The following is a 14,132-nucleotide window of genomic DNA, read 5'->3' as shown; positions in this document are numbered from 1 at the left end:
CAACCTCGGAGACTGCCATGCCGTTCATCTGCGAAAACGTTGAATGCCGCGCCGTGCTCGCACGCGGGCAGGTCAGACCCCATCAGGAGGACGCGGGGTGGTGCTTCTACTGCCCGGACTGCAAAGCCAGGAACGAGTTGATGTACGCCGACACGGCCGGCGGTGCGGTCGAACTGATTCAGCCGGAGCGCGCCAGTCCTCCGCACAAGGTGGTGGCGACGGCTCGACCGCTGGAGGATGGCAAGTACGCGGCGCAGCTGAGCGTTCAGCGGGCGCTTGCCGTGAAGGGTACGTATGGAGCCGAGGAGCACTGGGATCAGCTCGGTGTGTTCGGCGACGCGCAGGAAGCCGTCGAGCATGCGAGGTCTTTTGCAACGGATTTATTGCAGCGAGCGGCGTAGTCGATATCGTTCGGTGAACGAAGAAGAGGTGTGCGCATTCATGCGCGACACCTCTTCGTGTTGTCCGCTGCGCGTCCGTCAGTTGTAGATATCGAACGAGAAATACTTCTTCGCGATCCGCTGGTACGTCCCGTCCTGGATCAGGCTCGCAAGCGCCTGGTTGATCTGCGTACGCAGCGCGTCGTCATCCTTGCGCACGCCGATCGCCGAACCCACGCCGAGCGTCTTCGGGTCGTGCAGCGGCGGCCCCGCGAATTCGAAGTTCGCGCCCTTCGCGGTTTTCAGGAAACCGAGGTCGGCCTGCACCGACGATTGCAGCGATGCATCGAGCCGTCCCGACACCAGGTCCTGGTAGACGAGATCCTGCGTCTGGTACGTGCGGACGATCACGCCCTTCGGCTCCCAGTAGGTGCGCGCGTAAGTCTCCTGCGTCGAACCCTGCTCGACGCCGACGCTCTTGCCCCGCAGCGATTCGGGCGTCGGCTGCAGGTTCGAGCCGCGCCGCGCGACGAGCCGGGGCGGAACGTTGTTGATCTTGTCGGTGAATGCGATCTGCGCGAGGCGCTTTTCGGTCACGCTCATCGACGACAGCACGCCGTCGAACTTGCGCGCCTTCAGCGCCGGGATCATCCCGTCGAACGCGTTCTCGACCCACACGCAGCGCACCTTCATCCGTTCGCAGATCGCATTGCCGAGATCGATGTCGAAACCGACGAGCTTGCCGTCGGGCGCGAGCGATTCGAACGGCGCATAACTGGGGTCGACGCCGAGGCGCAGGACCGCCGGGTCCTTCGCGGCGGCGGCGCCTGCCGTCAGCGCGAGCGCAATGGCGAGAACGAGCTTTTTCATGAATGTCTCCAATACCGGTCGATGTTGTATGTGGTGAAGCGAACTGGCGGCCGACAGGCGTGACTGCCCGCGCCCGGCCACGCGCGGGCGGCTGGACGCTTTGCCGGAAGCGGCCGGCGAAGCGTCCGGATTCGAGAGGGGGATTTAGCGGGCGGCGCCGGTGATGCGCGCCATGCTGTGCCGGTAGCCGGCGGGCGAGAACACGGCGTTCAGCGCGGCCATCGCGGCGATCACGCCGAGATGCATCCACCAGGCGGTCGCGAAGCCGCCGCCCGCGTCGCGCAGCCAGCCGATCAGCCAGGGGCTCGCCGCGACGGTCAGGAAGCCGATGCCCTGCACGAATGCGGCGAGCGCGCCCGCGAGCCGCGCATCGGGCAGGTGGTCGAGCGTGACGATCAGGCTCATCGAGAAGAAACCGCCGAGACCGAGGCCGACGCATGCGACCCAGAACCAGGGCGCGAACGCGGGCAGCGTCGCGAACCCGGCGAAGCCGGCCGCCTGCAGCGCGAGCGTGAGCCACAGCACGGCGCGGCGGTCGGGCGAACCTTTGGCGAGCAGCGGCATCGCGAGCGCGCCGGTCGCCTGGAACAGCGCCATCCACGCGAGCAGGTTGCCGCTCGCTTGCGGGCTCATGCCGATGCTGCGGTAGAACGCAGGCAGCCATGCGACGAGGCTGGCGTAGCCGCTGTTGCTGAGCCCGAAGAACAGCGCGAGCTGCCATGCGCGCGGAATGCGGGCGAACGCGGTGAGCGGCGCTGTCGCGGCCGTCGCGTGCACGGCGTCGCGCGGTGCCTTTGCGCGCCACAGCGCGAGCGTGACGAACGCGGGCACGGCCCACACGGCGAGCGCGAGATGCCAGCCGCCGTGCGCGGCGAGCCACGGGCTCGCGACCGCGCCGAAGGCGCCGCCGCCGACCAGCGCGGCCGAATAGAGGCCCATCGCGAGCGGCAGCCGGCCGGCGAACCAGCGCTTCGCGAGGCCGGGCACGAGCGCCTGGACCACGGCGACGCCGGCGCCCGCGACGATGGCGGTCGCGATCAGGCCGGCGCTGCCGCCCGTCCACAGGCGCGCGGTGCAGCCCGCCGCGATCAGCGCCAGCGCGACGGTCAGCGCACGCTGCTCGCCGACGCGTCGCGCGAGCCCGACACCGGCTCCGGCGACGACCCCCATCAGCACGAACGGCAGCGTGGTCAGCAGCGCGGCCGCGCGAAAGCCGAGGCCGGTGTCGGCGCGCACGACGTCGAGCACGGGGCCGAACGCGGTCAGGAACGGACGCAGGTTGAGGCCGGCCAGCACCAGCAGCGCGAGCGCGCCATGGGACACGGAAGCCGCATGCGGGCGGCGGACAGCTTGCGCGGTGCCGGGGTCGGACATCGGGATGCTCCAGGGAGGGGCCGGTGGCCCTGTGATGCGATGCCGAAAGGGTAAGCGCGTGTTACGCCAGGTGAAAATTAAATATTCGACTGGGAATCAGTGCGGAATGCGATGGTCACGCGTAGTGAACTTGCCGTCGGCCATCGAGGCTCGATTGGCTTTGGCGTTGGAGGTGTTGCCTGTCGGAACCCGGGATCGTTGCCCCGAGGCTGGCAATCGACGCGCCGATAGTGACGGCGCGTCGAAGCTGGATCATTTGCTCTTTGATATGGATTGCATTTGCACGAACTCGCTAAACTCGCCCCGATAATTTCGGGTGCCTTCACGCGTATAACTGAGAAGCTGCGATTTTGGCATGCTGATCGTCACGCATCTGAGCCGATCGTATTTGTCGCGCTCCATCGAACGCAGAGGCTCATCCGTCCATGGCGCCCGCAGCCAGCTTGCCGTCGCTGCATCACAGTTTCGCGCTTTGATAAGCGTTGCCTTGTGATCCTTGCTTGTGTAGTCCAATGCGTCCGTCGATGTGTGTAGCACCGTGCGGTTCAATACGTCGCTTGCGGACCGAGAGTCATTTCGAGCCGGAAGAGCAAGTGGCTGATGAGTCGTCCCTGGTTCGTCACGTCGTACTTGCAATTCAAGAACAACGGTCGATCCAATTCTGCTCAGTATGTTCACGTTGGTTAAAGTGATGGCCTCGTCTTTTTTCGGTTCGCACTTGACGCCATAAAGTGCGAGGGACGAACACTGGGTAGATGACAGGGATATTGATGAAGCACGGAAATTTCCAAGTTCAAGTGCATTGACAGGTGCTTTCGGGATCATCGCCATGCTTTGTGATGCCATGTTGCTCGTAGCAAAAAATACGCCGATCGCGGCGAGCCCGGATATCCAGAGTTGTCGTCGAACGTTGACCAGTTGGAAATACATGACGTTGAACATGGCCAGATACGCGATCATCAGCCCCAATGCTCGAACTGCGTGCGCAGGACCGTTCGCCTGTGCTAGCTGAAGTGCCAGCATCAGTGGAAGCAGGCTGAAAAACGTATATGGGACTGCGACGGCCAATCGAGCAACGCGCATCGACGGTTTTGCTGTGGGCTGGCGTGGGGGGCCTGCATTTGCGTCCTTGATGCGCCGATTCCGTTCCCCGGTCATTTCTACTTTGGCAAGCAGATAGGTCGCGAATGTCGCGAGGAAAATTACAATTACATATACGTAAGGACGGACCAGGCTGGTGCTTAAGATTATTGAATTGTCTTCATCCTGCGGCGATGCTTTATCCGGGGTGGGAAGCAGCGGATGCGTCGGGTCCAGTCCAACTCGATGCGAGAGATAAAGGAAAACAAGTGCACAAAATCCGAAGCACAGGAGTAGTCTCAATGTGTTTCTAATCCATGGGATAATTTCATTTCCAAAAATGACCAACACAACAGCGAAGACAAGCTGTAGCAACATGATCAGTTTGACAAGAGTCGGGTCAACCGGCCATATGAAATCGGCCACTCCTTGGGAAGGCAGCAGTAGGCTGAAAATCAGCACTGGCAGTGCGGTTACTGCGAATAGAAAGGACGGGCTGAAGATTTCGGAGCGCATTGTTTTGAATGCTTGCACTGTCGGTTCGATTGTTTGCGTGCGTTTGTCAAATACGTGTGCGTACTCGGGTTTTTCGGGCAACACCTGCTCGAGAAGGTATCGAGAGACGATTGCAGGTGCGACATATGAAAAACTCAATGCCCCAACGACCAGTACCCCGGTCACGAAAGCTGCTGCGAACAGGCCCGTGACGTCGCCCAATGTGAATTCAGGTATCTGCCCAATCAGGCAGCAATACCATAGAAGAAGTAAGCCGCCGCTACCCGTGCTGACGAATCCAATTGCCACTATCGGGTTGTTCTTCGCGTATTCCTTTGCCCATACAAGAAAGTGAAGCCAACGTGATTCCTGGTTTTTCATCTCGATGTGTAATTTATTGGGAAAAGTAGAGAATTACCAAGAAATACATACGCTATTGATAGTTTTTGTTGATCGGTGTGCGTGGTGTTATTGGTGGTTGGGTGTGTGTAACAGACACGAAGCCGAATGGCGCTGAAATCCACAGACAATCGTGACTAGCCAACCAGTTTGGATTGGAACTGGTGCGAAAAAACAAGCATTCGCGGACGAGGTGCGTCACACAATCAAGGAGATTCGTCGTTTATTGAAGAGGGCGACCGTTACGCGAATCGCTGAATTTCGTATTTCTCGCGGGCCGCGACAAGCGCCCGAATGCGCGCGCGGTCGTCCGCCGTCTCCGGCGTAAAGATCACGAGCGTCTGGTCGGGCCGGCCGCTCACGGCGAACGCCGCGTATTCGAGCGCGATTCGCCCGACGGCGGGATGGTGGATCTCCTTGGTCCCTTCCTCGTGCGAGCGAATATCGTGGTCGCGCCACAGCGCGTCGAACTCGGCGCTCGTCGCGCGCATCTCGCCCACGAATGCCTGCACGGCCTGCGTTGCGCCGCCGCGCGCGACGTCGGCGCGAAACGCGCCCACCGCGAACTGCGCGACGCGTGCCCAATTCGCCTGCACGCCGCGCACGTGCGGATCGACGAAGATGAGCCGCAGGATGTTGCGCCGTTCCGGCGATAGCTTCGCGTAGTCGGTCAGCGTCGCGGCCGCCGCGTTGTTCCACGCGATGACGTCCCACGTCGCCGAGCGCACGATCGCGGGGCTCGCGTCGAGCGAATCGAGCACGTGCTGCACGCGCGGCGACACGTGGTCGGTCGCGTGATAGCGCACCTCCGGCGGATGGCCGACACCGATCAGGAACAGGTGCTCGCGTTCGGCGTCGTTCAGCTGCAGCGCGCGGGCGAGCCGGTCGAGCACGTCGGCCGACGGTGCGCCGCCGCGCCCCTGTTCGAGCCACGTGTACCACGCGGCGCTCACGTGCGCGCGCTGCGCGACTTCCTCGCGTCGCAGGCCCGGCGTGCGGCGCCGCGTGGCCGGCAGCCCGAGCGCGGCCGGGTCGAGTTTCTCGCGGCGGTCCCGCAGGTACGCGCCGAGCAGGTTGTCGGGGGTGTCAGCCATATCCTGTTAGTTCGTTTACCGGTAAACCGTCACGACTTCACCGCGAGCGGCCGTCGACAGATAGTAAGCCTCCATGCCATCCGGAGGTACTGAACATGCGTGTCTTTGTTACTGGAGCGTCGGGATTCGTCGGCTCGGCCGTGGTTGCCGAACTCGTGGCCGCCGGGCACTCGGTGCTCGGTCTCGCGCGGTCCGACGCGGCCGCCGCGTCGGTTGCGGCGGCGGGTGCCGACGTCCATCGCGGGTCGCTGGAGGACCTCGACAGCCTCACGCGCGGCGCCGACGCCGCCGATGCGGTGATCCACACGGGATTCAATCACGACTTCTCGCGCTTCGCGCAGAACTGCGAACTCGACCGTCGCGCGATCGAGACGATCGGCGCGGCACTCGCGGGCTCGGCGCGGCCGCTGGTCGTCACGTCGGGCCTCGCGCTCGTCGCGCCCGGGCGTGCGGCGACGGAAGACGATCCGCACGTGCCGGTGTCGTCGGTCTATCCGCGTGCGTCGGAAGCGGCCGCGGTCGCGCTGGAGGCGCGCGGCGTGCACGCATCGGTCGTGCGTCTGCCGCCGTCCGTGCACGGCGACGGCGATCACGCCTTCGTGCCGCGCCTGATCGCGTTCGCGAGGGAGAAGGGAGTGTCGGCCTTCGTCGGCGATGGCGGCAACCGCTGGCCTGCCGTGCACCGGCTCGATGCGGCGCGCGTGTACCGGCTCGCGGTCGAACGCGGCGCGGCCGGCGCGCGTTATCACGCGGTCGACGATACGGGCGTGCCGTTCCGCGACATCGCGGAGGTGATCGGCCGGCGGCTCGACGTGCCGGTCGTCGCGAAAACGGCGGCCGAAGCCGGCGAGCACTTCGGCTGGTTCGCGATGTTCGCGGGGATGGATGCGCCGGCAACGAGCGAGCGCACGCGCGCATCGCTCGGCTGGGCACCGACGCAGCCGGGGCTGCTGGCCGATATCGACCGGCCGCGGTATTTCGAAGGCTGAGCGGGCGGCGGTCGTGCGGCCGCCTGCGACGGCCGCACCCGCCGCTCGCGTGACACCCTTCACACCGCGACGACGATTTTCCCGGCCCGCGCGCCGGCTTCCCCGTATCGATGCGCGTGCACGATGTCGTCGAACGCGAACGTGCGATCGATCAGCGGCTTCAGCGTGCGCGGCCGCTCGCCAGGCCACGCGTCATTCGACCGGATGCAGATCCTGAAGCAGCGTCGGCACGAGCTCCGACACGGTCGGATGGATGTGCATCGCGCGGCTGATCGTCGTGTACGGCGCGCCCGCGGCCATCACGTCGAGCATCCCGTGCACGACTTCATCGCCCGTCACGCCGAGGATCGTCGCGCCGAGGATCGCATGGCTGTCCGCGTCGACGATCACCTTCATGAACCCGAGGCTTTCGCCTTTTTCCACCGCGCGGCCGACGCGTGTCATCGGGCGCGTGCCGACGAGCAGCCGGCGGCCGGTCTGCTTCGCTTCCGCGAGCGTCATGCCGACGCGGCCGAGTGGCGGATCGACATACATCGCGTACGCCGTGATGCGGTCGGACACCTTGCGCGGATCGTTATCGAGCAGGTTGGCCGCGACGATCTCGTAGTCGTTGTATGCGGTATGCGTGAACGCGCCGCGCCCGTTGCAGTCGCCGAGCGCCCAGATGCCGGGCACGTTCGTGCGCAACTGCTCGTCGACCTCGATATAACCGCGCGCATCGGTCGCGACACCCGCACGGTCGAGCCCGAGGTCGTCGGTATTCGGCACGCGTCCGACCGCGAGCAGCAGGTGCGAGCCCGCGACCTCGCGGCCGCCGCCCGCGCAGTCGAGGCCGACCGCGATGCCGTCGCCGTCGCGCCGCGCGCTCAGGCAGGTCGCATCGAGCTGCACGTCGATCCCTTCGCCTTCGAGGATCTCGCGCACGGCCTGCGACACGTCCTCGTCCTCGCGGCGGATCAGGCGGGGGCCCTTCTCGACGATCGTGACCTGCGACCCGAAGCGGCGATACATCTGGCCGAATTCGAGCCCGACGTAGCTGCCGCCGACGATCACGAGGTGCGCGGGCAGGAAGTCGACGTCCATCATCGTCGAGTTGGTCAGGTACGGCACCGTGTCGAGGCCGGGCATCGCGGGCACCTGCGCGCGCCCGCCGACGTTGATGAAGATGCGTTCCGCCTCGAGCAGCGCGTCGCCCACGCGCACCGCATCGGCGCGCTCGAAGCGGGCGTGACCCTGAAACACGGTGGTGTTCGCGAGCCCGCGCACCCATTGCTCGACGCCGTGGTTCGAGCGGCCCGAGATCTGGTCCTTGCGTGCCTTCACGGCTTTCATGTCGACGGTGACGGGGCCGCCGACCGACACGCCGTATTCGCCGGCCCGCCGCGCGAGGTGCGCGGCGTACGCGCTCGCGATCAGCGTCTTGGTCGGGATGCAGCCGGTGTTCACGCAGGTGCCGCCGAAGCGGCCGCGCTCGATGATCGCGACCTTCATTCCGGCGGCGGACAGCCGCGCGGCGAGTGGCGGCCCGGCTTGCCCGGTGCCGATGACGATCGCGTCGAAGTGTTGCGTCATGACGTCCTCCTGTGCGGGTGCAGCGAGGGAACGCGTGCGGGCGAGCCGCGTGCGAGGCCGGGGCCGGCGCACGGTCGCGCGACGGCGAGCGCCTATGGTAGTCCTGTTGGCGTGCGCTCGCGAGCGCCGGGGGGGCGGAGGCGGCGACGCGTGCCCGGGCTCGGCCGTGTCCGCGCCGGCCGGTGTGCGATGCAAGCGGTCGCGACGCGTTGCGCCGGCCGCGTCAGTCCTTGCGCGTCCACTGACCGAACGACACCGGCCGGTGCGCGTCGGCGCGCGTGACGGTCACGTGATCGGGCTGGTCGTCGAGCGGAAACGATTCGGTGACGATCCGGTTCGAAAACACCCAGCCATGCGTGTGCGGGTCGTAGCGGAACGTCACGTAGTCGGTCCAGTGCTGTCCGCACGCGACGAAGTTCTGCACGGTGAAATAGCGGCCTTTCACCGCGAAGCCGTTGTCGGCGGCATCGTCGGGATCGAACGGATCGCACTGGCCGCCTTCGTTCGCGCGCAGCACGACCTGGTCGTTGCGCGCGGCGAGCCGGAATGCGTGGTCGGCCTGCTCCTCGAAGATCAGCAGCGGGCGCGGCGACGGCTGCTCGCGCGTATCGACCGCCCGGTGCACGACGACGAGGAAGCTGTGCCGTCCGTTGTCGAGATCCGGCCCGGCTTGCGCGAGCAGCGGCTGGTAGCCGGCCGGCAGCTGCGCGGCGATCGACTTCGGCAGGTCGGCCGCGCGGGCGTCGAGCGAAAGCACGGCAAGCAGCGAGGCGAGCACGATGGGCAGGTGGAAAACGCGCATGACGGGGTGTCCGGTCGAAAAGAGAGAGGGTGGCCGATCGCGCGGGGCGACCAATCCCGCCCGGGAAACGCGGTGCCCGGCACCGGATGGAGCGCGACGGGCGGCGCGGATCTCGATCATGGCGGGCGGCGCGAAAGGCGCGACTGACGGGAAAGAGGGCCAGCATAGCAGCGCCACGCGGCTTTCGGCCATGTGCAAAGCGTGCCAGAATCGACGGCTCGACCGTCGAACACGACACGCAGGCGCCGGCGCTTCGGCGTCGCTTACCAAGGAGACTTCGATGACCGCATCGGCTGCCGTACTCGCCATCCTGGCTGCGCTGTTTCTCGGCGCGATGATTCCGGGCCCGAGCTTCGTGCTGGTTGCCCGCAATGCGATCGGGCTGTCGCGCCGCGACGGGCTGGCCACCGCGCTCGGCATGGGCATCGGCGGCATCGTGTTCGGCGGCGTCGCGCTGGCCGGGCTCTACACGCTGCTGCAGGCCGTCGAATGGCTGTACGTGGGCCTCAAGGTGGCGGGCGGCGCGTACCTGATCTACATGGCGTCGAAGATCTGGCGCGGCGCCGACCGGCCGATCGCGATGGACGATCCGCGGGCGATGGGCGGCGGCAGCGCGCGCAAGTCGTTCTGGACGGGCCTCACGACTCAGCTCAGCAACCCGAAGACGGCGATCTGGTACGGCAGCATCTTCGCGGCGCTGCTCCCGCAGCATCCGCCGCTGTGGTGCTATCTGGCGCTGCCGCCGCTCGTGTTCGGCGTCGAGTTCGGCTGGTACACGATCGTCGCGCTGTGCTTTTCCACGCGCCGGCCGCGCGAGCTCTACCTGCGCGCGAAGAAGTGGGTCGACCGCGTCGCGGCCGGCGCGATCACGCTGCTCGGGCTGCGGCTGATCCTGAACGCGCCGAAAGCGGGAATCTGAGCGCTTCCATTCCTGATCCGCATCGCACGGCGGCCGGCCATTCCAGCGGCCGGCCGCCGGCGCGTACCGCGCGTCGGCATCAGGCTTCGCTGAACCGCTCCAGCAGCGCCGCGAACCGCGTGTCGTCGGGAAACCCCTTCACTTCATAACGCACCGGGCGATGCCCGGTGGCCGTCATCAGGTCGCCGCACGTGTTCAGCAGCTCGGCCATCGGCACGTAGGCCGACTGTCCGGTCGACTCGCGATGGAGCGCGACGATATCCGTCTCGGGCAGCAGCGTGTGCACGCCGTCGCTCCATACGCCGACGCTGAACAGGCTGCCGTCCTGGCGCTTGTACACCGAGTAGGTCGCCACGAAAACGTCGGTGCCGTCGCGTTCATGCACGTCGTCGAGGAGCATCCGCTGATCCTGGTAGTCGCCCGCGAGCTCGCCGATGCGCAGCGCGGCCAGCTTCGTTTCGAGCCCTTCCGGTACGAAACGCCGCCACGCGGTGCCGTCCCAGCGCAGCATCAGCGGCGGCAGCGGGCGCGGCTGCGCCTGCGCCTGTTCGGCGAGGTCGACCATGGCGGCGAGCCCGGCCGGATTGCGGTCGCCGGTGAGCAGCAGCACCGCGCGGTTCGGCGCCATCACGACCGGCGCGCCGGCGATCGGCTGCCGGTGGAGCAGGTCGGTCAGCAGCAGCCGCGCCGCGTCATAGGAATCGTTGAATTGCGACAGGAACACGCCGTTCGGCAGCGCGGCCCACGGCGCCGACGATTCGGCCCGCAGGTTGTCGATCGCGATCTCGCATGCGTCGTCGAACGAGATGCCCCATTTGTCGAGCGTCGAGGTCGGCAGGCGCGCGATGTTGAACTCGCCGTCGTACGCGATGCCGATCTCGATGTTCTCGCACAGCGGCCGGAATGCCAGTTCCGTTACGCCGGGCTGCCCGGCCAGTTGCAGCGCGGTCACGCCGCGCTCGGTCGCGCTGCGGATCACGGGCCGCAGCTTCGCGCGTGCCGCGGCGAAATCCTCGGGGATCTCGTGCTGCATCATCGCGCTCGCCTGCCGTTTCAGCACGGTGTCGCGCTCGGACGGCTTCGCGGCCGCGTAGTCGCGGAACAGGTTGTGCAGGTTGATGATGTTCGACGGAGCATCCGACTGGACGAGACAGCCCTTCTCGTCCTCGTGGCGCCAGGTGCGCGTGTCGCCCGATGCGCGCAGCGTGGCGATCAGGCGTTCGGCGAAGGCCTGCGGGGTCGGCGGTTTGCCGAAACGGTCGCGCAGGCGCGTGACGAGGTTGGCAAGCATCGTGTGCGGTCGGGCCGGGCCCGTTTGTTGTCGTTGTGGGTCGGTGGCACCCGGTCTCGGGGGCGCAGCCCGCGGCCGGCACGCGTGGCCCGACGGGTGCTGAGATGGTAGCGCAACGCGGCGGGTATCGGCGGCCCGAATGCGCAACCGGCGGGCGACGCGGCGGCGGGCAAGGGTGGCAGAACCGTCGCCGCGGCAGCCCTCGGCTGCCCGCCAAGCCTTGTGTGGCGGGCGTTCGCGAGTGCCGCACGCGCCACCGGGCGGCGGCGCTTCCCCGATTCTGGCGGTCGACCTCCCGGCGACGTGTAAACTGCTGCCTTTTTTGACGGTTTGCAGCATGGTGCAAGCACCTCCGCGCCCGGCGCTGAGCGGCCCGGCGCTCGTCCGGCTGCTCGCGCGCCTGGCCGATGCCGACGTCGCGGAATCCCGGCAGACGCTGTCCGACCGGCTGAGCCAGTGGCTCGGCTGGACCGACGCGATCACGCTGTCGTCCGCGCTGAATGCGAGCCCGCCCGGCGTCGCGGCCGGCGTGCGCGGCTACGACGCCGAGCGCGACTGCGCACGCGTGCGCCACGAGCTTGCGCAGGCGATCACGGCCACCAACCGGCCGCGTGTGCGGCGCCGGCCCGGCGATCCGCCGCCGCCGGCCGCCGACACGGCCGATTTCGCGGACTTCCGCCAGCGTTACCTGTCCCTGCAGCAGGACATGGAAACGGCGATCGGCCAGTTGCGCGGCCGCCTGCGGGTCGCGCTCGCCGCGTGCTCGTCGGGGATGGCCCGGCTCGCGACGCTCGACGCGATCATGGAGCGCGTGCTCGGCGCGCGCGAGCGCAGCCTGCTGTCGGCCGTGCCCGCGCTGCTCGGTACGCGCTTCGGGCGGCTGCGCGACGCGGAGCGGCAGGCGCTGGCCGATGCCGAAGCCGCGGCGGCAGCCGCAGCGGAATCCGCGGCCACGGCCGATCCCGCCGATGACGATGCGGCGATCGTCGACCGCCCGGCCGTCGCGGCGATCGTGCCCGGCGCATGGCTCGATACGTTTCGCGACGAGATGCAAAGCATCCTGCTTGCCGAACTCGAAGTCCGGTTTCAAACGGTAGACGGGCTGCTCGCGGCCCTTCGCACCTGCTAATCAACACGCTATGTCCAGAATTCGCCTTGATCTCGTTGTCTTCGTCGCCGGTCTGCTCGCTGTGGGCTGGATCGGCGTCGGCTATGTCGCGTCGAACCCGCTGGCGTCGGCCGTCACGCTGCTGATCGCCGCGTGCTATGTCGCCGGCGCATGGGAACTGCTGCGCTACCGGCAGGCCACCGCCACGCTGTCGCACGCGGTCGCCGGCCTGACCGAGCCGCCCGCGAAGCTCGACACGTGGCTCGACACGTTGCATCCGGGCCTGCGCGGTGCCGTGCGCGCGCGGGTCGAAGGCGCGCGCGTCGCGCTGCCGGGCCCGTCGCTCACGCCTTACCTCGTCGGCCTGCTCGTGCTGCTCGGCATGCTCGGCACGCTGCTCGGGATGGTCGTCACGCTGAAGGGCACGGGCGCCGCGCTCGAAAGCGCGACCGATCTCGACGCGATCCGCGCGTCGCTGATCGCGCCGGTGAAGGGCCTCGGGTTCGCATTCGGCACGTCGATCGCCGGTGTCGCGACGTCCGCGATGCTCGGGCTGCTGTCCGCGCTCGTGCGCCGCGAGCGGATCGACGCGGCCCAGCAGCTCGACGCGAAGATCGCGACTACGCTGCGCGTGCATTCGTTCGCGCACCAGCGCGACGAATCGTTCCGGCTGCTGCAGCGCCAGGCCGATGTCATGCCGGCACTGGTCGACCGGCTGCAGACGATGATGACGACGCTCGAAGCGCGCAGCGTCGCGCTGCACGATCGTCAGATAGAAAGCCAGCAGGCGTTTTTCGACCGGACCGAGCGTGCATATGCGGGCCTCGCGTCGAATGTCGGCGACGCGCTGAAGGAAAGCGCCGCCGAAAGCGCGCGCGTGGCCGGTGCCGCGCTGCAGCCGGTCGTCGCCGCGACGATGACCGGGCTCGCGCAGGAGATGGCCGCGCTGCGCGACACCGTGACGGGCGCCGTTCAGCGTCAGCTCGACGGGCTGACGGACGGTTTCGAGAAGACCACCGGCAACGTGACGGCCGTCTGGAGCCGCGCGCTCGACGAACAGCGCCGTGCGGGCGACGCCGTCGCGCAACAGTTGCAGACGACGCTCGGCCAGTTCACCGAGACCTTCGCCCAGCGTTCGACGGACCTGCTCGACGGCGTCGCGACGCGCCTCGAATCGACCGAAAGCCGCCTGTCGGATGCCTGGCGCGATGCGCTGGCGCGCCAGGAGCAGGTCGGCGAGACGCTGGCCGGCCAGCATGCGCGTGCGCTGGGCGAGGCCGCCGCGACGTTCGAACGCCATTCGGGCGCGACGCTTGCCGCGATGCGCGAGTCGCACGCGGGGCTGCAGACCGAGCTGGCCGCGCGCGACGAACGGCGCCTCACCGCGTGGAACGAATCGCTCGCCGCGATGGCCGCGAAGCTGGGCGACGAATGGCAGCGTGCGGGCGAGCACAGCGCGGGCCGTCAGCAGGAAATCTGCGACGCACTGGCGCAAACGACGCGCGACCTGACCGCGCAGGCTTCGGCTTTCGAACAGCGCTCGAACGACCTGCTGTCGACGATCCGCGATTCGCACACGGGCCTGCAGACGCAACTTGCGGCGCGCGACGAAGCACGCCTCACCGCGTGGAACGAATCGCTGGCCGCGATGGCCGCGAAGCTCGGTGACGAATGGCAGCGTGCAGGCGTGCATAGCGCAGGCCGTCAGCAGGAAATCTGCGACGCACTCGCGCAGACGACGCGCGACCTGACCGCGCAG

The 14,132-nt window shown here is 67.4% G+C and carries 12 protein-coding genes and 1 pseudogene; 5 read left to right on the top strand and 8 right to left on the bottom strand.

What is annotated here, in order from left to right:
- Positions 1 to 17: 17 nt before the first annotated feature.
- Positions 18 to 401: a hypothetical protein gene (locus tag VK92_RS08440; protein ID WP_048020274.1), complete on the top strand. Its 384-nt coding sequence runs from the start codon at positions 18 to 20 to the stop codon at positions 399 to 401.
- Positions 402 to 479: 78 nt separating this feature from the next.
- Here the strand turns inward: VK92_RS08440 and VK92_RS08435 are convergent, their stop codons facing one another.
- The 4 genes from VK92_RS08435 to VK92_RS08425 form a co-directional block, all read right to left on the bottom strand.
- Positions 480 to 1,250, bottom strand: coding sequence for an ABC transporter substrate-binding protein (locus VK92_RS08435; RefSeq protein ID WP_048020273.1), 771 nt, complete (start codon positions 1,248 to 1,250; stop codon positions 480 to 482).
- A gap of 144 nt (positions 1,251 to 1,394) precedes the next feature.
- Positions 1,395 to 2,624 carry a cyanate transporter gene (locus VK92_RS08430; RefSeq protein WP_048020271.1) on the bottom strand — a complete coding sequence of 410 codons (1,230 nt, stop codon included), beginning with the start codon at positions 2,622 to 2,624 and terminating at the stop codon, positions 1,395 to 1,397.
- Between the two features lie 252 nt (positions 2,625 to 2,876).
- The gene (locus tag VK92_RS41565) at positions 2,877 to 4,580 is read right to left on the bottom strand and encodes a hypothetical protein (protein WP_131723328.1); all 1,704 of its coding nucleotides are present in this window, start codon (positions 4,578 to 4,580) and stop codon (positions 2,877 to 2,879) included.
- Between the two features lie 260 nt (positions 4,581 to 4,840).
- Positions 4,841 to 5,692 (bottom strand): helix-turn-helix transcriptional regulator, encoded by an 852-nt coding sequence (locus VK92_RS08425; RefSeq protein ID WP_048020269.1) that lies wholly within the window; start codon positions 5,690 to 5,692, stop codon positions 4,841 to 4,843.
- A 95-nt stretch (positions 5,693 to 5,787) separates the two neighbouring features.
- Between VK92_RS08425 and VK92_RS08420 the strand changes: the two genes are divergently transcribed.
- Positions 5,788 to 6,681: an SDR family oxidoreductase gene (locus VK92_RS08420; RefSeq protein WP_048020267.1), complete on the top strand. Its 894-nt coding sequence runs from the start codon at positions 5,788 to 5,790 to the stop codon at positions 6,679 to 6,681.
- 59 nt (positions 6,682 to 6,740) lie between these two features.
- Here the strand turns inward: VK92_RS08420 and VK92_RS43400 are convergent.
- The 3 genes and pseudogenes from VK92_RS43400 to VK92_RS08410 form a co-directional block, all read right to left on the bottom strand.
- A pseudogene (locus tag VK92_RS43400) lies at positions 6,741 to 6,845 on the bottom strand (zinc-binding dehydrogenase); the annotation flags it as partial.
- Between the two features lie 28 nt (positions 6,846 to 6,873).
- A complete protein-coding gene (locus VK92_RS08415; protein ID WP_048020266.1) occupies positions 6,874 to 8,253 on the bottom strand; it encodes an FAD-containing oxidoreductase in 1,380 nt (459 codons plus the stop codon).
- Between the two features lie 223 nt (positions 8,254 to 8,476).
- Positions 8,477 to 9,055, bottom strand: a complete 579-nt coding sequence (locus tag VK92_RS08410; RefSeq protein ID WP_048020264.1) for a hypothetical protein — start codon at positions 9,053 to 9,055, stop codon at positions 8,477 to 8,479.
- Between the two features lie 280 nt (positions 9,056 to 9,335).
- Between VK92_RS08410 and VK92_RS08405 the strand changes: the two genes are divergently transcribed.
- The gene (locus VK92_RS08405) at positions 9,336 to 9,974 is read left to right on the top strand and encodes a LysE family translocator (protein WP_021163579.1); all 639 of its coding nucleotides are present in this window, start codon (positions 9,336 to 9,338) and stop codon (positions 9,972 to 9,974) included.
- A 79-nt stretch (positions 9,975 to 10,053) separates the two neighbouring features.
- On the opposite strand, the gene VK92_RS08400 is transcribed toward VK92_RS08405, so the two are convergent.
- Positions 10,054 to 11,265, bottom strand: coding sequence for a hypothetical protein (locus VK92_RS08400; protein WP_048020262.1), 1,212 nt, complete (start codon positions 11,263 to 11,265; stop codon positions 10,054 to 10,056).
- A gap of 337 nt (positions 11,266 to 11,602) precedes the next feature.
- Between VK92_RS08400 and VK92_RS08395 the strand changes: the two genes are divergently transcribed.
- Together VK92_RS08395 and VK92_RS08390 are read left to right on the top strand one after the other, a co-directional pair.
- On the top strand, positions 11,603 to 12,394 hold the full coding sequence (locus VK92_RS08395; protein WP_048020261.1) for a DUF3348 domain-containing protein: 792 nt from the start codon (positions 11,603 to 11,605) through the stop codon (positions 12,392 to 12,394).
- A 10-nt stretch (positions 12,395 to 12,404) separates the two neighbouring features.
- A partial coding sequence (locus VK92_RS08390) for a DUF802 domain-containing protein (RefSeq protein WP_048468169.1) occupies positions 12,405 to 14,132 on the top strand: 1,728 nt, incomplete at its 3' end.

Origin of the sequence: Burkholderia sp. LK4 (assembly GCF_001043615.1) — a bacterium.
GTDB lineage: Bacteria > Pseudomonadota > Gammaproteobacteria > Burkholderiales > Burkholderiaceae > Burkholderia > Burkholderia cepacia.
Note: the sequence above shows the minus strand (reverse complement) of the source record. Positions and strands in the feature narration are given on the sequence as shown.